The organism is Chitinophaga sp. G7 BAM 1005, assembly GCF_057126945.1.
On sequence record NZ_CP181478.1, the window covers coordinates 1581407 to 1607476 of the forward strand.

Genomic DNA, 26070 nt, shown 5'->3' on the forward strand with positions numbered 1-26070 from the left:
ATGATAAAGAAAATAATTTGTCCTTTCTTATATATAATGCTGCTCTTTTCTTTGGTTGCCTGCAAAAAGGATTTCCTGGAGGTAGTGCCACAAGGTAGCCAGGTAGCTACCACCACCGATGACTATGATAAACTGATGAACAATCCCTGGTTTTATATGAACGATGGTTCGGGGTTGCAGGAAGCTGTTTCGATGGGAGATGAAACCGGCGCGGAAGCGGCTTTTCTGAACAGGGGCTCGGTATGGATGCCGCGGCTTTTTCAATGGGCCGACAGCATCTATAAGCCTGGCGATGAATTGTCGTACCCTTTTATGCTACGGGAAGGACTGGAATATATGTACCTGATCAATAAGATCATCGGGGAAGTGATGGAATCTTCTGGCGGGTCAGACGCGCAAAAAAAGCAACTCCTCGCCGAAGCAAAAGCTACCCGCGCCTGGACGAATTTCCAGTTTATCAATTATTACGCAAAACCTTACGACGCAGCTACGGCCGCCACAGATCCGGGTTTTCCGATTATTGACAAAGCGGATATTACTGTGCCGGAGTTCAGCCGCGGCAGCGTACAGGGGAGCTATGATTTTATTATTAAAGACCTTACAGAAGCATTGGCGGATGTACCTGTGCGCCCCAGCATTGTTACGCGTATGTCCAAACCCGCGGTGGCCGGGCTGTTGGGCAAAGTGTATGTATTCATGGGCCGCTATGCGGATGCCTTGCCATTGCTGAATAATGCGTTCACCGATATTGCGGCCAACGGCGCACCGGTGCTGTATAATTACAACGTGGAGTTTGCACCGGGTGGCGCATTCCTGCCCGTAGATCCAACTTTCGGCCCGCAGGGACCGGGCGTTAACCGCAATGATACCAGGGAAGCAATTCTTTCTAAAGTTTATTACAATGGTCCGTTCCGGGGGAATATGTTTGGGACCGACGGACTGGTACTGATGCCGGCCACCGCAGCCCTGTATGGGCCTCATGATCAGCGCTTGTTATTGTATACCAATAAAGACCTGGACGGTAACCCCAATCCTGGCGGCAGGTTGCGCAAATATGGTATTACCTGGTCGCGCTACGGCCTGCAATTGCCCGAACTGTACCTGCTACGGGCCGAATGCAGGGCCAGAACAAACGACCTGGGCGGCGCAGTTTCAGACCTGGAAACATTGAGAAGGAACCGCATGCCATCTGCAGATGCCCCTGTGCCGGCAGCCATTGCGGGCAACCAGGTAGCGCTGATAAAATATATCATCGATGAGCGTATCCGTGAATTTGCACAGGAGGGATACCGCTGGTTTGATATGCGCAGATTATCGGTAGATCCCATTTTCAGCGGTAAGCCGATCACGCATACCTTGTACAACACCAATGGAACAACTACGGTCATTACATTGAAGCAGCCCAACCGCCTGGTGATGAAAATACCGCCCTACTTTATACAGAACAACCCGGGCATGCCCGATAATCCATAATTCAATAAAAAAACAGACCAACACGATATGACCAGCATTGTAAAGCTTGAGCACCTGTCTCATAAGTATAGCAGCTCATGGGCGATCCGTGATATCAATATAGAGATCAACAAAACCGGCATTGTAGGACTGCTGGGATCCAATGGGGCGGGTAAGTCCACCACCATGAACATCCTCTGCGGCGCCCTGAACCAAACAGAGGGAAGTGTATACATCAATGGGATCAACATGCGCGAAGACCCGCAACTCGCAAAAAGAGAGATAGGTTTTTTGCCACAGAACCCGCCGCTGTACATGGATCTGACGGTAGATGAATACCTGGGTTATTGCGCCGGATTAAGACAATTGCCAAAAGACAGAATGAAACCAGCCATAAAAGAAGCCAAGGAACGTTGCGGCATCGACCACTTCAGCAGCCGGTTGATCCGCAATCTTTCCGGCGGCTACCGGCAACGTGTAGGCATTGCACAGGCTATCGTTCACCGTCCCCGCCTGGTAGTGCTGGACGAGCCTACCAATGGCCTCGATCCCAACCAGATTACAGAAGTCCGCTCCCTGATCAAAGAAATTGCACAGGACCGGGCCGTTATCTTTTCTTCTCACATTCTCTCTGAAATACAATTGCTCTGTAAAGAAATCAAGATGATTGAAAACGGAAGAATCGTATTCTCTGATAGCATGGATGCATTCAACAACTATGTGGAACCACACAGTGTAATGATGCACCTGGAAAATCCACCGGCTGCCACTGAGCTGTTGAAGACAGAAGGCGTTACCAAAGTGGATTTTCTCACAGAACGACAGGTGCGCCTGTACTTCAATGGCAGCCAGGATATCACCGAAAAGCTGATCATTGCCAGCGTGCAGAACGGATGGCGGCTGCGCGAAATCAATCTCGATAAAACAGCACTCGATGAGATCTTCAAACAATTATCCAGTCAATCATCTCAATAAAAATATTTAATGAAGACAATATTCAGAATTGCAAAAACAGAACTGCGGGTACTGTTCTATTCTCCCATTGCCTGGTTCTTATTGGTTGCCTTTTTTATTCAATGCGGTATCGCCTATTTCCTTCAACTGAAAGGATACGCCGGCATGCAGGAAATGGGCGGCGAACAGTTACGCTATATGGACCATCTGACCACAAAGATCTTTTCCAGTCAGATGAGCGTATTCGATAACGTGATGCAGAAACTTTATCTTTATATACCCTTGCTTACAATGGGATTGATCAGCCGGGAAACCAGCAGTGGTACCATTAAGCTGCTGTATTCTTCTCCCATCAAAGTGCGGGACATTGTGCTGGGTAAGTACCTGGCTATGCTCATCTACAGCCTGCTGATGGTGGTCGCCATGAGTGTTTTCATTGTGGCCGGAATGTGGCAGATCAAATCAATGGATAGCGGTATCATGTTGTCTGCTATACTGGGCCTTTTCCTGTTGCTGTGTACGTACGCCGCCATCGGCTTATTTATGTCCAGTTTAACTACCTACCAGGTGGTGGCAGCGGTATGTACTTTTGTAATGATCGGCATTCTTAGTTTTATAGGTACGCTGTGGCAGGGCATCGATTTTGTAAGGGATCTGGCTTATTTCCTGTCTATCCAGGGACGTACGCAAAAAATGTTGTTTGGTTTAATCAGCAGTAAAGATGTATTATATTTCCTCGTTATCATCTTTATGTTCATCGGCTTCACCTATTTCAAGCTGAAATCAGGCATGGAATCCAGGCCATTTATGGTGAAAGCGATGAGATATGTGATCGTGGTGGTTATTGGCCTGGCTGTGGGCTATATCAGTTCCCGGCCTGCCTTTACAACCTATACGGATACCACGGTTCACCAGGAACAAACCCTCACACCCAATGCTCAGCGGATTATAAAGGAGTTGGGAGATGAACCACTGGAGGTGACCACCTATAACAATGCTTTGGGCAGATTTGTGTGGATGGGAATACCTGAGCAGCGTAACAGGCTGTTGGGTAACTGGGATCTCTATACCCGTTTCAAACCGGATATCACATTCCGGTTTGTGAACTACTACGCTGAACCGCTGGATAATCCGCAGTTCCCGTTTTCTAAAATGTATCCCAACAAAACCGTTAAAGAAGCGGCGGAACAATCCATCCGTGGATTAGGCATGAAGGTAGGAGAGTTTAAAACGCCTGAAGAAATCAAAAAAATAATTGACCTGGAACCGGAACTGAACAGGTTCGTAATGCATTTAAAATACAAAGACCGCTCTACTTTTCTCCGGGTATTTGATGATCCTATGACATGGCCAAGTGAAACAGAAGTTTCTGCCGCGTTTAAACGTTTACTGCTGGCTAAATTACCAAAGATCCTGTTTGTAACCGGCAACCTGGAAAGGGATATTTATAAAGTAGGCGCCAGGGAATATATGACTATCACCAATACAAAAACATTCCGGTATTCCCTCATTAACCAGGGCTTCGATTCAGACACCATCTCCCTGGATTCGCGCGATATCCCGGAAGGTGTCGCCGCCCTGGTGCTGGCAGACCCTAAAACGGCCCTCAGTGCGGTTACGCTGGCCAAACTGGAACAGTATATCGATAAAGGAGGAAACCTGCTCATTGCCGGGGAAACGGGCAAGCAAACGGTGCTCAATCCTATCCTGCAAAAACTGGGCGTGCAGATGATGGAAGGCGTGGTAGCCCAACCCAGCAAGGAACTTACGCCGGATATCGTATTGCCGCAGTTAACTCCGCTGGCAGTATCTTTATCAGCCGATGTAGCTAAAACAGTGAAAGACAGCCTGAAAGTGGCAATGCCGGGCGTTACGGGTCTTACCTGCAGCAGTAGTTCCTTCACCGTTGAGCCGTTGCTGGTTACCGATGCCCAAAAGAGCTGGCTCAGGAAAACGGCAATGGTACTGGATTCAGCACAGGTGGTATACGATGCGGCCGCCGGCGATGAGAGAAAAGCATTGCCGGTGATGATCAGCATGACCCGCAAAGTGAACGGTAAAGAGCAACGCATCATTGTAGCCGGCGATGCCGATTTCATGAACAATACCAACCTGAACAGGTTTGATGTGGAAACCGCTAACTTCCCTTTCATTACCGCATTATTCAGCTGGCTGGATTACAAACAGTTCCCGATAGATACACACCGTCCGGAGTCGGAAGACAACCGGGTAAAAGTATCGCTCGACGATGTAGATCTGCTGAAGATCATCTACCTGTGGGTGATGCCGGGAATCATGATTGCTTTTGGCGCTATATTGCTGATCAGGCGGAAGCGGAAATAAAACTCTATGCTATTTACAACAGATAAACAAACACTGGAAGATCTTAACATCTTTGGCAAACATGGCGGAGATTCCATCTTCAATATCTTTAACCGCTGCATCACGAGAGGTGGTGCAGCGGTGCTGGATGAAATGTTCCAGTACCCGCTGTCGGACGAGCAGATGATTAACCGCCGCAGTGGTCTCATTCAGCATTTTGCCGCAAAGGAAACCGTGTTCCCGTTTGAGAATACACTCTTTGATGCAGCAGAACCTTATCTCGCAAATACGGATGAACGGACCAGGCTCACCATAGAAGAACATGCGGTCACTAAAAAACTCAGCAGCCTTATTGCACCGGATGCAGACGCTGTTCAGATCCGCAAGGGAGTGATGGCGCTTGCCAGGCTGATAAAAGGACTGCATGATTTTATTCACTCACCGGAAGTAGCGGGAATGCCTTATTACAAAACCGAGAAAGCTGCTATTGCTGCACTGCTGACAGACCCTGCGCTGAACCCCGTGATAACACAAACGGGGAAAGACAAGCTGTCGGCCGCTACAATGGCTGCTTTCGACAGTATTTTCCGTTTCCGCCACCGGGACATTATTTTAAAACTGCTGCGGCATATCTATTATCTCGATGTATACATCGCCGTGGCAAAGGTGGCAAAGGAACGGGGATTTGTGTTCCCGGTTGCCCTGCAAAAAAGCCGCCTGATGGTAACCCTGGAAGGCGTGTATCACCCGCAGGTGCCAAATGCCGTTGCCAACACTATCGGGATAACCCCGGATGGCAACGTTATTTTCCTGACAGGCGCTAATATGGCCGGGAAGTCTACTTTCATGAAATCGCTGAGCATTGCGCTGTTCCTCGCGCATATGGGTTTCCCGGTACCGGCCACCCGCATGGAGTTTTCAGTGCTGGATGGCATTTACACTACAATAAATCTTCCGGATAATCTTGGGATGGGCGCCAGCCATTTTTACGCGGAAGTGCTGCGCGTGAAAAAGATGGCGCATGAACTCAGTCAGGGTAAAAACCTGCTGATCGTTTTTGATGAAATGTTCCGCGGTACCAACGTAAAAGATGCCCACGAAGCTACTATTGCCATCACCAAAGCCTTTGCCACCAAACGTAACAGCCTGTTTGTGATTTCCACCCATATCATTGAGGCCGGGGAGGTATTAAAACAAGCCTGTGATAATGTTCATTTTATTTACCTCCCTACACGTATGGATGGTAACAAACCCGTGTATACGTACAAACTGGAAAATGGTATAACGGACGACCGTCATGGTATGATCATCATCAATAATGAGGGTATCCTCGATATGCTCCGGGCAGGTATCTCAAAATGAATTAAATGATAATAATATGAGCTTCATTGCCGATAAACAAACATTGGATGACCTGAACCTGCTGGGTAAATATAAGTCGCATTCTATTTACAGTCTTTTTAATAAAGTGCGCACAGCAGGCGGTGAGCGGTTACTGGAATCTATGTTCCAGCATCCGCTTACAACGCCGGAGGAGATCAACCGGCGCAGCAGCACGTTCCGGTACTTCCAGGAAAAGCAGCTGGAGTTTCCCTTTCAGAACGGCTCCTTCCGGGCAGCGGAAAATTACCTGGGCATGGGATCTGCCGGTAACAGGGTATCGGAAATGATTACTACGGTGAAAAAAAAGGTCTGGCATTCGCTGTTGAGAGATGACCAGTTTACTATACTGCACAACGGGCTGCTGGCTTGTATAGCCGCATTAAACGCGTTGAAGGAGCTGTTAGGTCATATGGATGATAACCATCCGCATCCTTTCCGGGAACAGGTAAAAATGTTGCTGGATATTTTTTCCGGTCACCGGTTAAAATGGCTTACCGAAGAAAAAGACGCAACACAGTTGCCGCTGATAAAAGTGGCCCGCTATGATTTCCTGTTGCGTAATACCCTGCGAAAGGAAATGGAAACCATCCTGGAAAATATCTACCTGCTGGATGTTTACACAGCAGTGAGCCAGGTGGCGCGGGAGAAAAATTTCTCTTATGCAGCCGCGCTGCCGGTAACGGATCATTTAATGCAGATGGATGGACTCCGGCATCCGGCGCTGGACAATGGTGTGCCTAATTCTTTATCCCTTCACCTGAACCGGAATGTGATGTTCCTCACCGGCGCCAATATGGCCGGGAAATCCACCTTGATGAAATCTTTTGGCATTGCGGTATACCTGGCGCATATGGGATTCCCGGTAGCCGCCGCCTCGATGAAGTTTGCGGTGAGAGATGGATTATATACCTCTATCAACGTACCGGACAGCCTGAGCCTGGGGTATAGCCATTTTTATGCGGAAGTGATGCGGGTAAAAAATGTGGCCGCAGAAGTGAGTCAGAAAAAGAACCTGGTTGTAATTTTTGACGAATTATTTAAAGGCACCAATGTAAAAGATGCGTACGATGCCACCCTGGCGGTAACGGAAGCCTTTTCCCAATACAGGAATTCCTTCTTTATTATCTCCACTCATATCATTGAGGTAGGGGAAACACTAAAACAGCGATGTGATAATCTGCAGTTTGCTTATCTGCCAACCGTGATGGAAGGCGTCGTTCCCAGGTATACTTACCAGCTTGAATCCGGTATCACTACCGACCGGCACGGCATGATGATCATAGAAAATGAGGGGATCCTGGAAATTATTTTGTCTTAGTAAGACAGAGGTCTCTCATTGCGTGGGCTTTATCTTATTATAAATATCGTTGTAGGTATCGAAGTTCCTGAACACCTGGCTGGTGGGTAAATTTAATTGTTGCGCGATCGTGGAAATGCTATCTGCTCTTGTGAGCAATTTAATGGCTTCCCTTGTCTGGTTGGTGGCGATCAGGCGGGTAACGGCCTGGATCAGCCGTTCCTGGTAGGTATTGCCTTTTACATTAATGATGTAGGGATGTGTAATAAAGCTTCTCGTAAGCTCGTCCAAACGGTTCATGAATCCGGTGAGATTGCTGTAAGGTGCATCCATCTGCGAAAAATTATTCCAGTAAAGATCATATTTAACGTAATCGATCACCATATCTATCAGCAACTCCTGTTCAAAATTAATCCCGCTGTTATTTTCGTTAACGGCAAAGCGGGTCATCACGGCAGACAGCACCGGCAAGAGATTATTTAATTCAATGAGCTGTTTGTTGCCCGCCAGCAGGTCAAGATCGGGGAGGGGAAGGAATTCACAGTCTGTAAAGTCCGTATTTTCCCCGGTGGCCAGCATTTGCAGGGCACGGACAAGCGTTACCAGGAAAGGATGCTCCCGGATGATCCCGTGATCGCTGTCGGTGAGCTGCTGGAAATTTTTATAGTCTTTGAACGCATACATGATTTTGTCCAGCACCAGGTATTCTTCCGCCTCCCGGCGGAATGATTGTTTGTTGGAATAAAAGAAAAAGCAGTTCTCCATATCCGCTTTATTATGATAGCGGATCAGGAATTGGGTTTGATAGTGATCGTATATATAGAAGGGAAAGATCCTGGGATCTTCTGTGCCATTGGCTTTCAGGAAGTATAATCCGTTATCCAGTTTGCCGGAAAAAATAAACCAGCCTTCTTCATTATTAAAGCGGGTATTAGCGGCATTAAATTCAATCAGCATTTCATTGCTGCTGCTGAGAATGGAGTAACTGGTAAGCAATGTAACAGGAACGAGTTCCGGGAAGGTGTTTTTGTCGTATTTGGCGCCGAAGAAAAGGAAGTTGGGCCGGTCCGGTGTATCGGGGTTGGTGGATTGTATGCTGAATGCTTCAAGATTTTTGCATAAGTAATCATGGGTGGCTTTGAAAGATAAGATGGGTGCAACAGAGGGGTAGTCGAAGTCGAAGTGAAATGTTTTATCGGCATCTACAATGAGGAGGTATTCCTGGTAATAGTCGATCAGGTTCACTTTCAGGCGGTAGATGCCTTTTTCCACAAACATGTCCAACTGGGAAGTGTACCCGGCATAAATGATCTGCAGATCGCCATCTACGAGCACCAGGTGTAATCCCTCCACTGGTTGGTTGAAAGCTACGAGAATATGGAATTTAGCATCAGAATTGTTCATAACCCACAGTATTTTCAGAGAAGTTGATGATAGTTTTTTGTTCACCACTTACGTTGTCGAGTAAAACATAATTCCCTTTTTCCAGTTTGTAGTGCCATTTATCTCCTATAACCACATTATCTGTACGCAGTTTGTCTGCGTTTTTATTATAGAGGGTCACATTGGAATTACGGTCAAAGGTGATTTCGAAGTTGTAGGCTTCTTCCAGTTTTTTTACTTCGCAGATCACGATATTATCGCCGCCATTGTCGGTGGAGGCGCTGCCGTTCTGGATCTTATTGTATTTCAGGGCGTAGGTAGGGAAATTGTTTTCTATGTGTTGTTTCAGGTCCAGTGCAGTGATCCTTCCGCTGTTGTTGATATCGGCATCGCCTTTCAGGCTTTCGATGAGAAAGGAGGTAAAGGCGCCTCTTTTCTGATTGGAGTCGATAGATACTTCATAGCTTAATTTCCCGTAGATGGTGGAATTGCATACCAATACTTTAGGTACGCGTTCTCCTACTTTATTCTGCCAGTCGCCAATAGGAGGGAGACCTTTTATCATCGTGTCGTTTTCCCGGCAGCAGTCAAGGAACAGTAGTACTTCATCAAAGATCCCTTTGTTAATCAGCCCGGTTAAGTAGTCCAGGCTGGAGATACAGTGATTAATCATTTTGGGCCAGAACCGCATGCATAATGCGGTATTGTTAAAGGTATTGCCGATGCCGTGGCCGGAAAAATAGAAATAGATACGATTGGTTTCGTTCCGGTGTGTTTTCGCACTTTCTGTGATGGCTTCAATGGCATTATCAATTTCGTAGCCAATCACAATCTGGTTGCTGGCATCGGATTTCAGTAGTTTGATATTGTCGGGGTTGGAAACGAGATGCATGTCGGTCAGGAATTCTGCAAATGCTGCTGCATCGGCTACTGCCCCGGAGAGTGCCCTTTTATCATAATGGTCAATACCTATTATAATTGCATATTCCATAAGTTAAATACTTTTTAGAATAGCGGTTAAAGTGAGTGTGTCGTTGTCAAAATCGCCGTGTTTAAGAGAGCTGCAGCGCAGGCTTTCGTCTGCATTTTCAAGATCGGTGGAGAGGATCAGTTTATTATTGCTGATATACTGATTCAGTTTTTTCAGTTCATCAAAGCCTTCGTAGCGGCCGGTTGCTTTCAGTTGTTCATGCAGCCCCATAATTTTGGCATCCACTTCTTCTTCAAAAAGGCCGGACACCAGGTATAGCAGGGAATGGGTGTATGTAAAGGGAATGCAATGATCTTTTTTCTCGTTGCTTTCGTCCATTGTAAACATCTTAAAATGTTTGAACACGCCTTTTTCCTGCGCAGGACTTCCTTTCTGGAGGAAGAAGTCTGTTCTGCAGGCGGGCGCCAGGAAGAAAACGTTGTTATAGGTAACGGCATTGAAATGGTTGGTAGTGGCTTCGAGCAGGTTGCATACGGCAATGGCGCCGGCGCTGTGTCCAATCAGTTCTATATCCAGTTTTTTCCCTGCGGCCTTTTGTTTTTGCAGGTGTGCATCCAGCAGGGAGAGGAAGTGCGTGCCGGCATGCAGGTTGGTACCGGTTCGCCCGTTGTTGCTGCTGAACATGTTGCCGGATTTATCTTTGATCTGTTTCCAGCCCCAGCCGCCAATTTTATCCAGGTACAGTTTTCTGAAGGCTTCTTCCATGATGGTAGGGTAGAAGTCGTGGTGCGTTTTTTTAAAGTAGCGTTTTAATACGGCAAAGGCTATTTGCGCTACTACTTTGGCTACAAACAGCATTCCGCCCCTGGCCGCTTCATCGCCTGCGACCTGTTCATATTTAAGTTCGTCCGATCCTTCGGCGCTCACCAGCCCTTTGGCTTCTGTTTCCAGTTTGGCGTAGTAGGTGCTGTAGTTCTCGTCTTCCTCATCTATTTCAAGAGGTGTTCCACCGCGGGCATCCAGTGATCTGTCGAGGTCTTCAAAAGGCTCGATCTTTTGTTTTTCTGCGGCAATGGTTTCGTCGCTGAGGTAGGTGCCGCCGCCTTTGGCATCATCCAGCCCCAGTTTTTTAGCCACCAGTTTGGTAACGAATTTCACGATCTCATCGAACACGCCTTTGCCGGTGAGCGCTTTCAGGTTTTTCAGGTTTTGCATCACTACTTCAGCAGGACCGGTTTCCCATACAAAGGCAACGGTATGTCTTTTTGCTGCTGTATCGGCGAAGTGTTCTTTCATGACGGCGGCTGCTTTCAGCCCGCTTTTTTCGCTGACCAATCCACCGTGAAAATAGATCAGCAGTTTTTCGATATCTTTTTCTTCAAGGAAGCTAAAGATTTGTTCTACATCGGCCGGAGTAGAGGACAGGTGGCCGGAACCGGCAAAAGTGCCATCGGCGCCAACATTCACAAAGAAGATTTTTTCAAGTGCTTCCATGATCTTTTTTTTGGGGATGATTTGAATACACGGAAAGGCCCATTTTTATTTGGGATTATTGGGGTACTGGTTTGGAGTTACTCGTCTTTTGGGGCTTCTTTTCCTGATCTCTAATATCGGTCATTTTTATAGAAATTCAAATTTATTGTACAGGGAGAGGTCTGCCGGGTTAGTTTTATCTGAAAAAATTATTGGTTCTTTTTTATGAAAACCAAAATACTTGTATACCTTGTTGCCTGCGCTTAAATTGCGAAGGTATCCGCCTTCCGAAATAGAGCACCGTGCGGGCGAACTCCTTAAATTGCCCGGGGTAGCCGACCAGGCGCATAAGCGGGCATCATTGCTTTCCGGTGGCCAACAGCAGCGGGTGGCTATTATAGACGAAGTGCATCTAAGGTAGCCTCGCCGCCAGCTTCTCCGGCATATATTTCAGTACCTGGTAAATGATCTTCCATTTGGCTCCCGGCACAATGGCAAAACGATTCCCGGCATTCACTATTTTCTGTGCAATAAAGGAAGGCTCCATCAGTAAGTATTCGGGAAGGTCAAGCCCTGCTGTCATTTTACTGCGGATATACCCCGCTATTATTACATTAACAATAATTTTCCTGGAGAACAGGTATTGCCGCAGTCCTGCAAGATACTGTGTGAATGCAGCTTTGGTACTCCCATATACAAAGTTACTCTTGCGTCCGCGTACGCCGGAAAGCGACGATAGCCCGATGATCCTTTCCAGGTGATCGTTTTCCTTGTCGGTAATGATGATATTAAGAATAGACAGGGCGCCGGCATAATGCACGTTGATCATCCGGTAACTGCCTTCCCAATCTACCAGTGCTTGTTCGTTGGTTACCTGGAATCCGGCAGCGTATACCACGATGTGAGGTTTGGCAGGCAGGCCGGCGTAAAATCCTGCATGACCGGAAAAAGCGGTGGCATCAAAATAGCAGATAGTCAGTTGCTGATCAGCTGCTTTCCTGGCTTTCATAAACGACGCGATGTCGCCGGTGCTGCGTGAAGCAGCCATAACATGATAGCCTTTCTCCAGGTACAGTAATATTGCTTCTTTGGCCACATCGGAATTGGCGCCGAGGACAAGGACTGTTTTGATAGCAGGAAGATTCATAGATCATAAAAATAGTCATTGTCCGGATATTAGTTGCATTGCCGGAAACGTAATTTCCGGCAATGCAACGGGAACGGTGTCAGGATCTTCTTTTACTGATATCACAAAGCATATCGGAATGGATATTCAGCCCGATGTTGGCGTTAACTTCCATTATTTTTTAAAAAAAAGATCCCCTACCGGATGAAAAAAATCTCTACTATGCTGATGTTGGTGGCGGCTATGATGACAACAAACCAGTTAAAAGCACAAGAGCTGGTAAAGGCAAGCTTGATTTCCTGAAGGCCGTTACCGAACTGGGCGTATCCTTTGACTACAATAAAGTAACCGTAGGAATAGAGGGCAAAGAAGCGAACTATCTCAAAAGAAAAAAGCAGAAAAGATGTCAAAGAGCCCGGAAAAGGCGACAAATGGAGGGAAAGGGACAGTTCGCTACAGGTAAGCGGATTGGTGACGCATATGCCAAAGCGGGAAAAGAACTGGGACAGCGGGTGAGTAAAAAGCAAAATAGTAACTGGTATCTCCAGTCAAAAAAAACCGGTGCAGCTCTGTATTACTGCACCGGTCTGGGGAACATTGTATTTATTGATGGGGCCGGGTTATCAACAATGACGTTAAGACACACTATTAAAAACTAAAATTGGGGTGTTACCGAGATGCCATCATTACTACAAACTGTTGCCAGGTATGTGTTTGATGGGATCTCCGGATAAAAGGCCATCAGCTATTCTTCTTGTTAATCCATATAGGATTGTATTACAGGGGCAAAAGTATAGTGCAGAAGCCAGGCAATCAACTGCGAAAATTCGCAGGTTATGCGATTCTTTATTATTTTTACGATCAAAAAGATGCATCCTGATAAGTTGGCGTTTGGTAGTTACTCGAAAGGATTTATAACTGATGTTCCGGCTGATCTCACCAGCCCGGAGGCATTGCATTTTAAAAATACGATCCGCCGGTTTGCGGAAGAAGCCATCTATATTTACTCCTTTAAAGAAAATAAGATGCTGTATGCTGATGGCTGGGAGGAATTGCTCGGCTATGCAGATCATGAAATCAGCATGCTCACCATTGTAAATATCACTGCACCCGAATATGCCCCTTTTTCCAATGAACTGAACGATAAAGCCCTGATGTTCCTGCACAATAAATTTATTGGCGACGAGCAATACAGCTTTACCATCGAATTAAAAAAGATCCATAAAAATGGTACGCCGGTACCCCTGATCAGCAAAGTGGGCGTATTTACCACAGAACAGGGGAAGGTGACCAGCATCATTGGCCACTCCCAGAAAAATGAGAGCATTAAATTCGGAAACGTGATGCGCTATGCCGCCTACGGACCGGAAAAGTCTGAGTTTGAAGAAGAGCTGAACAAGCAGCTGTTCCGGTATTATGCCATCTCTGAAAAAGAGAAAGACGCCCTTTCGTTGGTGGCTGAGGGTTATTCCTTCAAGGAAATTGCTGCCCGGTTTGGAGTGTCACAGTCGGCTATCGAAAAAAGGATCTTACCGATGTATAAACGTTTCGGTGTAAAAAGCCTGACCCACCTCATCAGCTTTGCATTTGCAAATCATATTCTGCCTTAGCCGCTTTGTTTTTCCGGGCATACCGTTCCAGGTTGAGTGAAAGCATTTTTTCCCGTTCCACACCTATGCTGTGCAGCATGTTTTGCCAGGCAGCAGATAGTTTACGGTCCTGATCGTCATTGCCCAATACCCAGATAACATTGGTATCCTTCAGCGCGGTTCTGTTAATGTCGTTGGTAGAAGAGCCATCCACAAAGCTGAGGAAGCGATCGGATGTGATCAGGTCTTCCTTAACCGGGTTGCCGGGGTTAATATCATCTATCACCAGTATGGAAGCTTTGCGCCAGGTCCACAGCACATCGGCAGTGGAGTCATCGTCCTGCTCATAAAACATGCAGTAAAGCTTCATGGCGGACGTATATACCGCGGAATAGTGGCGGATGGATAACTCGGTAGCTATTGCCACGCTCAAACTTGTTTTGCCGCTGTTCTTGGGGCCAAACAGGAACAGGTGCATGCCCTGTGTATTGCTGTCCAGGAAACGCCTGATCAGGCCGATATCCTCCGGGGCAATCTGCTCTGTACTCCACTGGCTCAGCCGGAACTGAAACGGATAGCCGGGTGTTTGCAGGTACATTTTGGTAAGATACCAGTAATAGGTAGGATACAGGAGCAATGTGGCAGTTGCGATGACTACCACTCTGGCCACCGTGGTGTCTTTGCATAACAGGGAACAGAAAAAAGCACCCAGCCAGAAAAACAACAGGTCGGTGATGGTGTCAAAAGCCACATTTCCCCAGGCAGGCTGAAATACATAGGACTTTACACCGCCTTTTTTTCCAAAGGTCAACGGCCACAGGAAGTTGATGGCCTCAAATACCAGCCATACGGCGCTGATGCTCCAGGCGGCGGTAAGTGCGGCACGCGTTTCCTCTATGCGGTTCTTCAGCACCAGGTATAAAATGAAAGCGGGAATAAACCCCAGTGAGAAGTGACCAAACTGATTTGCCAGCCACGTATAAGTAAGCGTAACCCCGCGGTAAGAGTCCTTACCTCCGAGGTCAGCCTTCAGCTGACGGAACATGTTTCCGCGGGTAATAGTTTTTTTCATGAGCAGTTCGGGATGGCAGCGGTTGGATAATCGAGGGTAAATATAATAAGTTGACAGAAATAATATACCGGCTTCCCCAAAAAAAGCATTGAAATAACAAGACTGCCCGGGATTAATAATCTGCAGGAAATGAGTATTAAACCCGGAGCATTAAGTAAGATCTTTATAAAGCATTTAAGAAATCCAGATATAGAGGAACGCTTTTTTCAATCCATTCAGCAGAAGAATTGTACTCAATCCCATAGTATGCAAACAGGGGTTTGTAATCAGCTTTTATATATTCAAAAGTAAGCTCGAATGGACGGGTTAATTCTTCCAGGGAATATTTATATACTTCTGTTGGACCCAATTCACGTTCATCCAATCCCAATGAGATAGCCAGGGCAATTTTCTTTCCCGAAACCTTATAACCGCTTTTACTTCCATAAGCCCATCCGTGAGTCAAAACTTCATCTAACCATTTCTTGAAAAGCGGGGGACAATTGAACCAGTAATATGGAAACTGAAATACAATTTTGTCATATTGCTCCACCAGTTTTTGTTCTGCCGGTACATCAATTTTTTCATCAGGATAAACTTCGTACAACCTGTGAACTGTATATCTGTCAGGAAATTTATTCAATTCTTCCATCCATCTCCTGTTAACAACCGAATTTTCCATATCGGGATGGATGATGATTACCAATGTCTTCATTTTATCTAAGCTTAAAATTATTCGACGCAAAGATAAAGTGCATAGCCTAAATGTTGTAGGTTAGCAACCAAATGTAACGTACTATAAAAAATGTAAGTAATGTCTAAGATAAAAGAAACATCTACAAACTTTGCCAACAAACAAGCACTGGCCGATGAATGTCCGGAAGCTTATGCTGCAAACATTATTGGCGGACAATGGGCTTTGGTAATTTGTTCCTGGTTGGTAAACGGAAAACTCAGATTCGGCGAATTGAAGAAAAAATTGCCAAACATAACGGAACGAATGCTGACCCTGCAACTGCGGAAACTGGAGGAAAACAAAATTGTGAAACGAACCATTTACACAGAAGTGCCACCACGGGTAGAATACGAACTAACCCCCATCGGCTACGAATTGAAACCCATCATCAAACACCTCGAGAAGTGGGGACAGAAACATAAAGATCTAAAGTAAAAGAATTACAAGTGCTGAAGTAAGTATTTCTTTAAAGAGAAAGGACAGCACACCGGGGGCTGCATATATTATTACAAAAAAAATCGCCGTGTCGGTTTTGTTCTATTTTCCGGCTGACCGCCATAGTAGCTTTGAGAAAAAATAGATCATGAAAACAGCAAATACCACAAAACAAACAGTACTCGTATTAGGTGGCACCGGTAAAACCGGCAGCAGGGTAGCCGCACAACTAAAAGAAAAAGGCTGGCCCGTACGTATCGGATCACGTTCTGCTAATCCTTCTTTTGACTGGGAAGATAAAACCACCTGGGAGCCCGCCTTACAGGGTATTGATGCCGTATATCTCAGCTATCATCCTGATCTGGCCATACCTGGCGCAGTGGATAAGGTACGTTCACTTACCCAAACAGCTATAAAAAGCGGCGTCAGGAAAATAGTGCTGCTATCCGGCCGGGGAGAGAAGGAAGCCCAGGCATGTGAGCAGATTATTATGAACAGTGGAATCAGCCGGACCATCGTCAGGTGCGCCTGGTTTAACCAGAATTTCAGTGAAGGCTATCTTGTAGACCCGCTGCTGGCCGGCCATGTAGCGCTCCCGGCCGGAAACGTGGCTGAGCCGTTTATTGATGTGGAAGACATTGCAGATGTAGCTGTTGCGGCGCTTACCACAGAAGACCATAACGGCCAGTTGTACGAACTCACCGGTCCGCGTATGATGACCTTTGAAGAGGCTGTCCAGGAAATTGCCAAAGCTGCGGGCAAACCCATTCAATACCAGGCCATCCCAGTGGAAGAATACAAAGCCATGCTGATTGAATACAATATCCCGGATGACTTCATCTGGCTGGTCACCTACTTATTTACCGAAGTACTGGATGGCCGGAACGCCCATCTCAGCGATGGCGTGCAACGCGCACTGGGCCGCGCCCCACGCGACTTTTCCGAATATGCCCGGAAAACCGCTGCCGAAGGCGTTTGGAATGCATAGAGAAGGGCATATAATTTATGACAGCTGATTAACAACATCGTTTCATGGCGGAGAAAATTTCCTGCAACCGCCGGCAGGCTGAAATACGAAAGATACCCCCTTTCGGAAATGAATACTCCCATCTTACTTTTTTTTTATAACTTTAGGACGTGAAAAAAGCCGTCGCTATATTTTTAATGGCTCTTTACCTGCTGGGTACCACCGAAGCAGGGCAGGTGTTAAAACTGCCGCTGCTGGTGGGGCATTATATAAAACACAAGGGTGATAGCCCCGGCATTACCATCGCCTCATTTTTTAGGATGCATTACGTGGATGCTCAGCCATATGATGCAGATTACAGGCAGGATATGGAGTTACCGTTCAAAACCTGTTTATATTTTTTCACGCTTACCCCACCAAGTATATTACCTATCTTACCGCAATTATCATTTAAGGAGCCCACAGAGGCCCCTGTAAGATGGAAGATAATTAATGACGAGATCCCTCCTTGTCTCCTTTTACACAGCATTTTCCAGCCTCCCCGGGCATAGCTATATCATACAATTCAGGTTTTTATTTTTTCTGAAACCGGCGTAATGCCGCCTATGGCCGCATGCGGGAAAGGTTTTGGGGTGCGTTATCCCATTTATCTTACCGGCATGTACCTGGCTGGTGCAGCGCGTGCTGTATCTGCGGGTGATTACGCTGTTGTATTCATATATCCCAATAGATAATCATGTTAAATAAGATCATTCATTTTTCTGTCAGGAATAAACTGATCATTCTGCTGTTTGTACTGGCATTGATCGGCTGGGGGAGTTATTCGGTGACGCAGCTGCCTATTGATGCAGTGCCTGATATTACCAATAACCAGGTGCTGGTGATCACGTCGGCGCCGGGTCTTGGTGCGCCGGATGTGGAACGTTTTATCACCGTTCCTATAGAACAGGCCACACGGAATGTGCCCGGCATTATTGAGCAACGCAGCTTTTCCCGTTTCGGGCTTAGCCTGGTGACCATTGTATTCAACGACAATACAGATGTGTACTGGGCGCGGCAGCAGATCAGCGAGCGACTGGGGCAGGTGCGTCCACAAATCCCTGCGGGCATGGGAGATCCGCAGCTGGGGCCCGTGACTACCGGCCTGGGGGAAATATTCCAGTATGTAGTGAAACCTAAACCCGGCTACGAAGGCAAATACGACCTGATGGCCCTGCGGGATATACAGGACTGGATTGTACGCCGTCAGCTCCTGAGTGTGGAAGGCGTGGCCGATGTAAGCAGCTTTGGCGGATTGGTTAAGCAATATGAAGTAGCCATTGACCCTGATAAACTTAAAAGCTTCGGACTAACGGTAGCGGATGTATTTAAAAGCTTACGGGATAACAACCAGAACACTGGCGGCGCTTACATTGAGAAAGGCCCGAATGTGGTTTTTATCCGCAGTGAGGGCCTCGCCAAGAATATCGGGGACATTAACAATATCGTGGTAAAGCAGGTAAGCGGTGGAGTGCCGCTACTGGTAAGGGATGTGGCTAAAGTGCAGCAGGGCCATGCCGTGCGGTATGGGGCTGTGGTATATAACGGCGAAGGAGAAGTAGCCGGCGCCGTAGTGATGATGCTGAAAGGAGAAAACAGCGCGGCGGTAATAAAAGGCATCAAAAACAGGGTAAAAGAAATTGAAAAAACACTGCCGGAAGGCGTGATCATTGAACCCTTCCTGGACCGTACCAAAATGGTGGACAACGCTATTTCCACCGTGGAACGGAACCTGCTGGAAGGAGCGCTCATCGTGGTTTTTGTGCTGGTGATATTCATGGGCAACATCCGGGCCGGCCTGATCGTAGCCTCCGTGATCCCGCTGGCGATGTTGTTTGCCATTATCATGATGAATCTCTTTGGGGTGAGCGGGAACCTGATGAGCCTCGGTGCGCTCGATTTTGGCTTGCTGGTAGATGGCGCCGTGATCATCATCGAAGCAGTGATGCATAAGCTCACCAAAGGCGCTTCACTGCATGGAACCACCCTGATGACGCAGGAGCAGATGGACAATGAAGTAGAATCTTCTGCCAAAACCATGATGAACAGCGCGGCTTTCGGGCAAATCATCATCCTGATTGTTTATCTCCCTATACTTTCCCTCCAGGGCATTGAAGGAAAAATGTTCCGGCCAATGGCGCAAACAGTATCTTTTGCTATCATCGGCGCATTTATTTTGTCACTTACCTATGTGCCGATGATGGGCGCACTGGTGTTAAATAAAAAGCTAAGTCATAAAGAGAGCTTCGCCGATAAAATGATGCGCGCGGTACAGCGGTTTTATGATCCTTTGCTGAAGAATGTATTGCGTACGCCCCGGCTGGTGGTGGGACTGGCGTTTGTATTATTTGCCGCTGCCATCCCGGTGCTGATGTCGCTGGGCGGAGAGTTCATCCCGCAGCTGGAGGAAGGGGATTTTGCGGTAGATACAAGACTGCTCACGGGTTCGTCTTTAACCAATACCATCAACACTACGCAGAAGGGAGCACGGATACTGCTGGATAAATTCCCGGAAGTGCAGAAAGTGGTTACCAAAATAGGTTCCGGTGAAATACCGACAGATCCGATGCCGATGGAAGCCGCTGATATGATGGTAATATTGAAACCCAAAAAGGAATGGACCAGCGCCACTTCCTTCCCGGAGCTGGCAGGGAAAATGAGCGCAGCACTGGAAGAAGTACCCGGTATTGCCACCGGCTTCCAGTTCCCGGTGCAGATGCGGTTTAATGAACTGATGACCGGCGCCCGGCAGGATGTGGTATGTAAGATCTTTGGCGACGACCTGGACACGCTTTCTGCTTATGCCGGTCAGTTAGGCAAAGTAATACAATCCATTAACGGGGCTACGGATCTTTATACAGAAACGGTGACGGGTATTCCACAACTGGTGGTTACCTACAACCGGGAAGCGATTGCGCGGTTTGGCGTATCAATAAATGATATCAATAATACATTGCAGGCTGCGTATGCAGGGGCCATAGCGGGCCTGGTGTTTGAAGCGGACAAACGCTACGACCTGGTGATCCGTATGGACGACCGGCAGCGCCGGGATATCAATGAAATAGGCAACCTGCTGGTGGGGCTGCCCGGCGGACAACAAGTGCCGCTGCATATGCTGGCCGGTATTGAACTCCAGGATGGCCCTTACCAGATCCAGCGGGAAGATGCCCGGCGGAGAATCACCGTAGGCTTTAACGTACGGGGAAGGGATGTGCAGAGCATTGTGCAGGAGTTGCAACGTAAGGTGGGCAGCCATGTAAAATTCCCTGCGGGTTACTACGTTACTTACGGAGGACAGTATGAGAACCTGCAACATGCTACCCGGCGCCTCGCCATAGCGCTGCCGGTGGCGCTGCTGCTGATCTTCCTCCTGTTGTTTTTTGCATTCCGCAACCTGAAATATTGTGTGCTTATTTTTTCGGCCATTCCTTTATCTGCTATAGGAGGAGTACTGGCAATCTGGCTGAGAGGAATGCCTTTCAGCATCTCCGCCGGCGTTGGTTTTATAGCGCTTTTCGGCGTAGCGGTATTAAACGGGATTGTGTTGATAGGAGAAATGAACCAGTTGAAAAAAGAAGGTATGACAGATATCATGCAGATCATTTTACAGGCCACGCACGATCGGTTAAGACCGGTGCTGATGACCGCCACCGTGGCATCGCTGGGCTTCCTGCCAATGGCGCTGAGTCAGGGCGCGGGCGCGGAAGTGCAACGTCCGTTGGCCACCGTGGTGATAGGCGGGCTCATTACCGCTACCATGCTTACCTTGCTGGTGTTGCCCTGCCTGTATTACCTGGCTGAAAAAGGATGGCGGTCACCCAACGCGAAGGCCGTTGCCGCCCCGCTGATAGTATTACTGCTGGCTTGTCCCGGTTTACTGAAAGCACAGAACGCTAAGCCGCTGTCACTGCAGGATGCGCTTCATATCGCGGTAGAACAAAACCGGCAGATAGCGTTGGGCCGTTTGCAGGAATCTTATTACGAAGCATTGCGTCATTCCTCCGTAGACCCCGCGAGGACTGCCATTACCGGGGAACTGGGAAATATTAACAGCACTTCTTTTGATAATAAGTTTACCATTGCCCAGGGGTTTTCTCTCCCCGCCTTATACAAAAAACAAAAGAATGTTTTTGAACAGGAATGGTTGGGGGCACAATGGCAAACCACTTTACAGAAAGCTGAAATTATCCGGTTGGTGAAACAGGCATACCTGCAACTGCAATACATCAACAGCCGGCGGTTATTGCTGGAGAAAATGGACAGCACCTATTCCCGGTATACAAAAGTAGCTGCCCTGCGTTTTGAGAAAGGAGAAACCAACCTGCTGGAAAAAACATCTTTGGAGAACCAGGCCAGCCAGATAAAAATGTTGCTGCAGATGACCTACGCTGATGAGAAAGTAGCGGGTGTACAACTGGGTACTTTGCTGAATGAGCGTGGCGCTATAACGGCTACGGATACACTGAACGCAAATGTGGTGCTGTACGATACCACTTTGCTGGCACAGCACCCGGTGCTGCAGCTTTACCAGCAGCAGCACCGGATTGCAGCAGGGAACACACAACTGGAAAAAGCAAAGCTGCTGCCGGACTGGAACCTGGGATATTCTAACCAGTCGATCATAGGCTGGCAGATGGATAGAAACCAGGTGGATCACTATTATGGCGGCGGTACGCGTTTTTCCACCGTGCAGATTGGCGTAGGCATTCCCATTTTTGCCAGAACGCAGCGGGCAAAAATAAAGGCGGCTACACGTATGGAGGATATCGCGGCGTTGTCGTCGGAAGTGGCTGCCACAAAGCTGTGGGCGCAATTGCAGCAAAACCACAGTGAATACCTGAAATACCAGCAGGCGGTGGATTACTATACCGGCAGCGCGTTACGACAGGCGGAGGTGATGATCCAAACGGCTAATCTTACCTATAAGAACGGAGAGATCGGCTATATAGAATGGGGAACGCTGATTAACAACGCCGTTACCCTGCAAAGCGAATACCTGGACGCCGTAAAGGAACTGAACCTGCGGAAAATAGAGCTTGAATATTTATTGTCATCCAATCAAAATTAGCGGCATGAAAAAGTTATTGATATATAGTGTGCTGATGATGGCGGCAGTTGCCTGTAAGCAAAAGAACGAAACGGCAGCTTCCACATCATCCGCACCGGCAGCATCAGAACAGAACGTGGTGATGCTCGACAGTTTACAGAAGAAGAACGCAGGTATTGTAACCGCTACCGCGCAGGAAGGCACCACACACGCTACTATCCGGGCCTCCGGCTCTGTAGATGTGCCTCCCCAGAGCCTCATTTCGGTGAGCTTTCCGTTGGGCGGATATTTAAAAAGCACCACACTGCTGCCAGGCTCCCCGATATCCAAAGGACAGGTAATTGCGGTGATGGAAGATCCGGCCTATGTGCAGTTGCAACAGGATTACCTTACGGCAAAGGCTAAAATGCAATACCTGGCTACGGATATGCAGCGGCAAAGGGAACTGAGCGAGGCAGATGCTACCAGTAAGAAAACCTACCAGCTTGCGCTCAGCGAATATAATACGCAGGAGGTGATGATACAATCGCTCGCCGCCAAGCTGCGGATTATTCACATTAACCCGGATAAACTAAGCCCGGGCACCATATCAGGCGTAGTGCCCATTTATGCGCCTATCAATGGTTACGTGAGCAAAGTGAATGTGAATATCGGCAAATACGTAAATCCTGCGGATGTATTATTTGAGCTGGTAAATCCCGATGACATCCATGCTGCTATTACGGTATTTGAAAAGAATATCAACTCCTTTAAAAAAGGCATGCATGGAAAAGTAAGCCTGGTGGATAAACCGGACGAGTGGTACGATGTGGAAACCATTTTGGTGACCCGCAACGTGGATGAAAACAGGAGTGGCGTGCTGCATTGCCATTTTGAAAAGCAGATGCTGCACCTGTTGCCGGGCATGTTCCTGAACGCTGTATTTGAACTGGATAATAAACCGGCCGCAATTGTACCAGAAGACGCACTGGTGCGTTATAATGGAAAGGAGTATGTGTTTACGACAGCAGATGAAAGCAGCTTCCACCTGGTACCGGTAACCGCCGGCGACCGGGAAAATGGCAAGGTGGCATTGCTGCCGGACAGCACCGACTGGCTGAAAACAAAGATTGTTGTTCAGGGCGCATATTCCCTGTTGGGCAAATTGAAAAACAAGGTGGAAGAGTAGTGGTAACTGGCACGGTTATACGTCTTTTTAAAAAATTGATATGTTATGTATTCCAATAAGGCTGACCTGTTAGGAGAGATAGAAGAATATATCAGTTCATTGCTGAACAGGGAGCTGGCGGCGCCGGTTTCGTTTCATACTATAGTCCATACCCGGACCGTGGTAGCGGCGGTAGCGGAAATAGGCGCCGCCAGCGGGCTTACACCCGCTCAACTGCAACTGGTGCAGATAGCCGCGTGGTTTCATGATTCAGGTTATTGCTATACTTACATAGGCCATGAAGAAGAAAGCAAAAAGGTGGCGCAGCAATACTTATCGCAACACGGTATGCCTGAAGCCGCCATACAACAGGTACTGGCCTGCATTGAAGCCACCAAAATGCCGCAGCATCCTTTAACGCTCCTGGAAGAAGTGCTTTGTGATGCAGACCTTTACCACCTGTCGCAGGACAATTACCAGGAAGAAGAGGCGCTGCTCCGGGAAGAGTGGGCTGACTGCCTGTTTCAGTGTTTTACGGATGAGGAATGGAACCGCATGAATAATGCCTTCCTCATCCGGCACCAATACTTCACCGACTACGGACGAAGGGTATTACAGGAAAGAAAAGAGATGTGGTTGAAAAAAAGAGACAACAGGCAGGCAGACATCTGAAAAGAAAATGTAGCTTCCCACTATAGAAATCAGTAATGGAAACAAACCAAGTCACTGCTTTACGCCAGCATTTCAACGAAACCATTGAAAAATGGATGGCGCACCTCAACGGCTACACGTTGGAAATGCTTTGCCGGAAACCCCGCGAGGATACCTGGTCGCTGGGACAGGTGTACCTGCACATTATAGCAGATACCGGCTATTTTGTTGAGCAAATGAAAGCAGCTTTGCTGGACCATGCCAACCATGATAAAGCCATGCACAAACATGCCAAAGCGATGTTTGCCAATAGTGCATTCCCTGATATGTTGCTCGGAAACCCTTCCAATGATCCTTATTCAAGACAACCACAAAGTAAAGATGAATTATTGCAGGGCCTGTTGCGTTTAAAGCAGGAGGTGAATGCGATCGATTTTTCAACGGCAGGCGGGAAAACCGAACATCCGGGTTTGCTCTTTTTTAGTTCGCTGGAATGGCTTCAGTTTGCGGAAATGCACATGAGACATCATCTGAGGCAGAAAGAGCGGATTGATGAACAACTTTTCAGATAAAAAATGAAGCAGGGAATAGTCTTTACATTTATAGCGGTTTTGATGACGGTTCATGTAAACGGGCAGTCGGAAAGTGCGGCATCCATAGACAGCATCCTCACTGAAATGACCCGGCAGGACCAGTTTTCAGGGGCGGTGCTCATCGCAGACCGGTCGGGCGTATTACTTTCCAAAGGCTATGGCTATTCCGACCGGGAGCATAAGATTAAAAATACGCCCGACACGAAGTTTAGCTTATCATCAGGATCAAAGATCTTACGGGAACGGCTATAGCCTGTCTTGCGCAGGAGGGCAAATTAAAAGTGACAGATACCCTGGGACAATACCTGAACGGATTTGCGGGGGGAGGCAAGATCACTATCCACCAGATGCTTACTCATTCGGCGGGGTTGGATGATTTCTTTAAAGCAAAGAACTTCAGTTACGAAGGTGTGAAGAACTGCACGGATATGTTACCTTTTATGAGAGGGCTACCATTGGTATACACTCCCGGCGATAGTTGCATCTATTCAACCGGCGATTGTATTGTACTTGGTGCGATCATAGAAAAGATTACGGGTATGAGCTTCCAGGATTATATTAAAAAACGGTTCGTTGAGCCATTGGGGTTAGTGAATACCAATTTTACTGCTTATGGGGAGTTGGATGACGGTCAGCGGGGTTATGCTGTGGGCTATCGTAAAACAGATCCGGCCGGATATAAACGTATCCCTTACAATTACGACAATGGCGCTATCCCGTTATCGGCGGGCGGGGCCTGGAGCAGCGTGACAGATCTGTACCGTTTTGATAAAGCGGTGTTTTCTGGTGAAATACTGAATAAAGAATACCTGGCGCAAATGACGGCCAGGTATTCTTCTCAATGGGAGCATACTCACTTTGGTTATATCTGGATAACCACAGATAAGCAGGGCTATTACAGTATCGGGCATGCAGGAGATAGTTCAGGATGGCATGCTATGAACGACTATTACCCCAAACAGCAATACACGGTCATCCTGTTAACAAATTTTGGATCGGTGGATTTATACGATCTTTCAAAAAAAATTGAAGCCGTGTTATTCCCGGCTGGATTTAGTAACTAAGAAAGGATCTCTACTTCCTCCGGGATCACAAAGAACAGAACGCATCCGGTGTTGCTCGTAACAGAGTGCCGGAAGCCTGGTGGCGTATACAGGTAATCGCCTGCCAATAGTGTGGCATGTTCCAGTACGGCGTCGCCACTCAGCACAAAGATCTCTTCCCCTCCGGGATGGTTATGATACGGATACTTGGCGCCGGGCTCAAATTTGAGTAAGATAGTTGTAGAGCGTCCGGCGGCTTCGTCGTACCGGAGCGACTTTACGAATATTCCTTTATAGTGAATATTTTTCTCTACGAGTGGTTGCCATTCAACCTGGTTACTTTTAGTGATGTAGTGATGGATGTCTGTATTCATGATTATTGTTTTTACATGATACAAAGGTGGGTTTTATGGGTGGCTCCGGGAATAGAGAATCCTGCAAAAAGCATGTA

The 26070-nt window shown here is 47.4% G+C and carries 22 protein-coding genes; 15 read left to right on the forward strand and 7 right to left on the reverse strand.

Annotated features, from left to right (window positions below; translation table 11 throughout):
* Genes ACMXI2_RS06390 through ACMXI2_RS06410 form a run of 5 tightly spaced genes read left to right on the forward strand, consistent with a single transcriptional unit; the run spans position 1 to position 7429 of the window.
* Positions 1-1473 (forward strand): RagB/SusD family nutrient uptake outer membrane protein, encoded by a 1473-nt coding sequence (locus tag ACMXI2_RS06390; RefSeq protein WP_483780867.1) that lies wholly within the window; start codon positions 1-3, stop codon positions 1471-1473.
* 27 nt (positions 1474-1500) lie between these two features.
* Entirely contained in the window at positions 1501-2427 is a 927-nt protein-coding gene (locus ACMXI2_RS06395; protein WP_483780868.1) for an ABC transporter ATP-binding protein, read from the forward strand.
* Between the two features lie 9 nt (positions 2428-2436).
* Positions 2437-4749 carry a Gldg family protein gene (locus ACMXI2_RS06400; protein WP_483780869.1) on the forward strand — a complete coding sequence of 771 codons (2313 nt, stop codon included), beginning with the start codon at positions 2437-2439 and terminating at the stop codon, positions 4747-4749.
* Positions 4750-4755: 6 nt separating this feature from the next.
* A complete protein-coding gene (locus ACMXI2_RS06405; RefSeq protein ID WP_483780870.1) occupies positions 4756-6090 on the forward strand; it encodes a MutS-related protein in 1335 nt (444 codons plus the stop codon).
* A 16-nt stretch (positions 6091-6106) separates the two neighbouring features.
* Positions 6107-7429: a MutS-related protein gene (locus ACMXI2_RS06410; RefSeq protein ID WP_483780871.1), complete on the forward strand. Its 1323-nt coding sequence runs from the start codon at positions 6107-6109 to the stop codon at positions 7427-7429.
* Between the two features lie 15 nt (positions 7430-7444).
* Here ACMXI2_RS06410 and ACMXI2_RS06415 read toward each other — a convergent pair whose 3' ends face one another.
* The 4 genes from ACMXI2_RS06415 to ACMXI2_RS06430 form a co-directional block, all read right to left on the reverse strand.
* Positions 7445-8812, reverse strand: a complete 1368-nt coding sequence (locus ACMXI2_RS06415; protein ID WP_483780872.1) for a hypothetical protein — start codon at positions 8810-8812, stop codon at positions 7445-7447.
* On the reverse strand, positions 8799-9782 hold the full coding sequence (locus ACMXI2_RS06420; RefSeq protein ID WP_483780873.1) for a caspase family protein: 984 nt from the start codon (positions 9780-9782) through the stop codon (positions 8799-8801). The genes ACMXI2_RS06415 and ACMXI2_RS06420 overlap by 14 nt, the downstream gene beginning before the upstream one ends.
* A 3-nt stretch (positions 9783-9785) precedes the next feature.
* The gene (locus tag ACMXI2_RS06425; RefSeq protein ID WP_483780874.1) at positions 9786-11216 is read right to left on the reverse strand and encodes a hypothetical protein; all 1431 of its coding nucleotides are present in this window, start codon (positions 11214-11216) and stop codon (positions 9786-9788) included.
* A gap of 391 nt (positions 11217-11607) precedes the next feature.
* Positions 11608-12342 (reverse strand): SDR family NAD(P)-dependent oxidoreductase, encoded by a 735-nt coding sequence (locus ACMXI2_RS06430; protein ID WP_483780875.1) that lies wholly within the window; start codon positions 12340-12342, stop codon positions 11608-11610.
* 815 nt (positions 12343-13157) lie between these two features.
* Between ACMXI2_RS06430 and ACMXI2_RS06435 the strand changes: the two genes are divergently transcribed.
* Entirely contained in the window at positions 13158-13931 is a 774-nt protein-coding gene (locus ACMXI2_RS06435) for a LuxR C-terminal-related transcriptional regulator (RefSeq protein WP_483780876.1), read from the forward strand.
* Here ACMXI2_RS06435 and ACMXI2_RS06440 read toward each other — a convergent pair.
* Together ACMXI2_RS06440 and ACMXI2_RS06445 are read right to left on the reverse strand one after the other, a co-directional pair.
* Positions 13897-14982 carry an ATP-binding protein gene (locus tag ACMXI2_RS06440; RefSeq protein WP_483780877.1) on the reverse strand — a complete coding sequence of 362 codons (1086 nt, stop codon included), beginning with the start codon at positions 14980-14982 and terminating at the stop codon, positions 13897-13899. The genes ACMXI2_RS06435 and ACMXI2_RS06440 overlap by 35 nt on opposite strands.
* Positions 14983-15145: 163 nt before the next feature.
* Positions 15146-15676 (reverse strand): NAD(P)H-dependent oxidoreductase, encoded by a 531-nt coding sequence (locus ACMXI2_RS06445; RefSeq protein WP_483780878.1) that lies wholly within the window; start codon positions 15674-15676, stop codon positions 15146-15148.
* A 99-nt stretch (positions 15677-15775) separates the two neighbouring features.
* On the opposite strand from ACMXI2_RS06445, the gene ACMXI2_RS06450 reads away from it, so the two are divergent.
* The 9 genes from ACMXI2_RS06450 (at position 15776) to ACMXI2_RS06490 (ending at position 25640) form a co-directional block, all read left to right on the forward strand.
* Positions 15776-16132 (forward strand): winged helix-turn-helix transcriptional regulator, encoded by a 357-nt coding sequence (locus tag ACMXI2_RS06450; RefSeq protein WP_483780879.1) that lies wholly within the window; start codon positions 15776-15778, stop codon positions 16130-16132.
* Positions 16133-16280: 148 nt separating this feature from the next.
* The gene (locus ACMXI2_RS06455) at positions 16281-17120 is read left to right on the forward strand and encodes an NmrA family NAD(P)-binding protein (RefSeq protein WP_483780880.1); all 840 of its coding nucleotides are present in this window, start codon (positions 16281-16283) and stop codon (positions 17118-17120) included.
* A gap of 149 nt (positions 17121-17269) precedes the next feature.
* The gene (locus tag ACMXI2_RS06460) at positions 17270-17650 is read left to right on the forward strand and encodes a hypothetical protein (protein WP_483780881.1); all 381 of its coding nucleotides are present in this window, start codon (positions 17270-17272) and stop codon (positions 17648-17650) included.
* Positions 17651-17835: 185 nt separating this feature from the next.
* Complete coding sequence (locus ACMXI2_RS06465; RefSeq protein WP_483780882.1) at positions 17836-22206, forward strand: CusA/CzcA family heavy metal efflux RND transporter; 4371 nt, start codon at positions 17836-17838, stop codon at positions 22204-22206.
* 4 nt (positions 22207-22210) lie between these two features.
* On the forward strand, positions 22211-23353 hold the full coding sequence (locus tag ACMXI2_RS06470; RefSeq protein WP_483780883.1) for an efflux RND transporter periplasmic adaptor subunit: 1143 nt from the start codon (positions 22211-22213) through the stop codon (positions 23351-23353).
* 45 nt (positions 23354-23398) lie between these two features.
* Positions 23399-24004 carry an HD domain-containing protein gene (locus tag ACMXI2_RS06475; RefSeq protein ID WP_483780884.1) on the forward strand — a complete coding sequence of 202 codons (606 nt, stop codon included), beginning with the start codon at positions 23399-23401 and terminating at the stop codon, positions 24002-24004.
* A gap of 35 nt (positions 24005-24039) precedes the next feature.
* On the forward strand, positions 24040-24555 hold the full coding sequence (locus tag ACMXI2_RS06480; protein WP_483780885.1) for a DinB family protein: 516 nt from the start codon (positions 24040-24042) through the stop codon (positions 24553-24555).
* A 3-nt stretch (positions 24556-24558) separates the two neighbouring features.
* Positions 24559-24828, forward strand: a complete 270-nt coding sequence (locus tag ACMXI2_RS06485) for a hypothetical protein (protein WP_483780886.1) — start codon at positions 24559-24561, stop codon at positions 24826-24828.
* 29 nt (positions 24829-24857) lie between these two features.
* Positions 24858-25640, forward strand: coding sequence for a serine hydrolase domain-containing protein (locus tag ACMXI2_RS06490; protein WP_483780887.1), 783 nt, complete (start codon positions 24858-24860; stop codon positions 25638-25640).
* On the opposite strand, the gene ACMXI2_RS06495 is transcribed toward ACMXI2_RS06490, so the two are convergent.
* Positions 25637-25993: a cupin domain-containing protein gene (locus ACMXI2_RS06495; RefSeq protein WP_483780888.1), complete on the reverse strand. Its 357-nt coding sequence runs from the start codon at positions 25991-25993 to the stop codon at positions 25637-25639. The genes ACMXI2_RS06490 and ACMXI2_RS06495 overlap by 4 nt on opposite strands.
* Positions 25994-26070 lie beyond the last annotated feature (77 nt).

Bases quoted from the DNA above. Each gene is read 5' to 3' on its own strand.
- ACMXI2_RS06390 (WP_483780867.1), top strand. From the start codon at position 1: ATGATAAAGAAAATAATTTGTCCTTTCTTATATATAATGCTGCTCTTT.
- ACMXI2_RS06395 (WP_483780868.1), top strand. From the start codon at position 1,501: ATGACCAGCATTGTAAAGCTTGAGCACCTGTCTCATAAGTATAGCAGC.
- ACMXI2_RS06400 (WP_483780869.1), top strand. From the start codon at position 2,437: ATGAAGACAATATTCAGAATTGCAAAAACAGAACTGCGGGTACTGTTC.
- ACMXI2_RS06405 (WP_483780870.1), top strand. From the start codon at position 4,756: ATGCTATTTACAACAGATAAACAAACACTGGAAGATCTTAACATCTTT.
- ACMXI2_RS06410 (WP_483780871.1), top strand. From the start codon at position 6,107: ATGAGCTTCATTGCCGATAAACAAACATTGGATGACCTGAACCTGCTG.
- ACMXI2_RS06415 (WP_483780872.1), bottom strand. From the start codon at position 8,812: ATGAACAATTCTGATGCTAAATTCCATATTCTCGTAGCTTTCAACCAA.
- ACMXI2_RS06420 (WP_483780873.1), bottom strand. From the start codon at position 9,782: ATGGAATATGCAATTATAATAGGTATTGACCATTATGATAAAAGGGCA.
- ACMXI2_RS06425 (WP_483780874.1), bottom strand. From the start codon at position 11,216: ATGGAAGCACTTGAAAAAATCTTCTTTGTGAATGTTGGCGCCGATGGC.
- ACMXI2_RS06430 (WP_483780875.1), bottom strand. From the start codon at position 12,342: ATGAATCTTCCTGCTATCAAAACAGTCCTTGTCCTCGGCGCCAATTCC.
- ACMXI2_RS06435 (WP_483780876.1), top strand. From the start codon at position 13,158: ATGCGATTCTTTATTATTTTTACGATCAAAAAGATGCATCCTGATAAG.
- ACMXI2_RS06440 (WP_483780877.1), bottom strand. From the start codon at position 14,982: ATGAAAAAAACTATTACCCGCGGAAACATGTTCCGTCAGCTGAAGGCT.
- ACMXI2_RS06445 (WP_483780878.1), bottom strand. From the start codon at position 15,676: ATGAAGACATTGGTAATCATCATCCATCCCGATATGGAAAATTCGGTT.
- ACMXI2_RS06450 (WP_483780879.1), top strand. From the start codon at position 15,776: ATGTCTAAGATAAAAGAAACATCTACAAACTTTGCCAACAAACAAGCA.
- ACMXI2_RS06455 (WP_483780880.1), top strand. From the start codon at position 16,281: ATGAAAACAGCAAATACCACAAAACAAACAGTACTCGTATTAGGTGGC.
- ACMXI2_RS06465 (WP_483780882.1), top strand. From the start codon at position 17,836: ATGTTAAATAAGATCATTCATTTTTCTGTCAGGAATAAACTGATCATT.
- ACMXI2_RS06470 (WP_483780883.1), top strand. From the start codon at position 22,211: ATGAAAAAGTTATTGATATATAGTGTGCTGATGATGGCGGCAGTTGCC.
- ACMXI2_RS06475 (WP_483780884.1), top strand. From the start codon at position 23,399: ATGTATTCCAATAAGGCTGACCTGTTAGGAGAGATAGAAGAATATATC.
- ACMXI2_RS06480 (WP_483780885.1), top strand. From the start codon at position 24,040: ATGGAAACAAACCAAGTCACTGCTTTACGCCAGCATTTCAACGAAACC.
- ACMXI2_RS06485 (WP_483780886.1), top strand. From the start codon at position 24,559: ATGAAGCAGGGAATAGTCTTTACATTTATAGCGGTTTTGATGACGGTT.
- ACMXI2_RS06495 (WP_483780888.1), bottom strand. From the start codon at position 25,993: ATGAATACAGACATCCATCACTACATCACTAAAAGTAACCAGGTTGAA.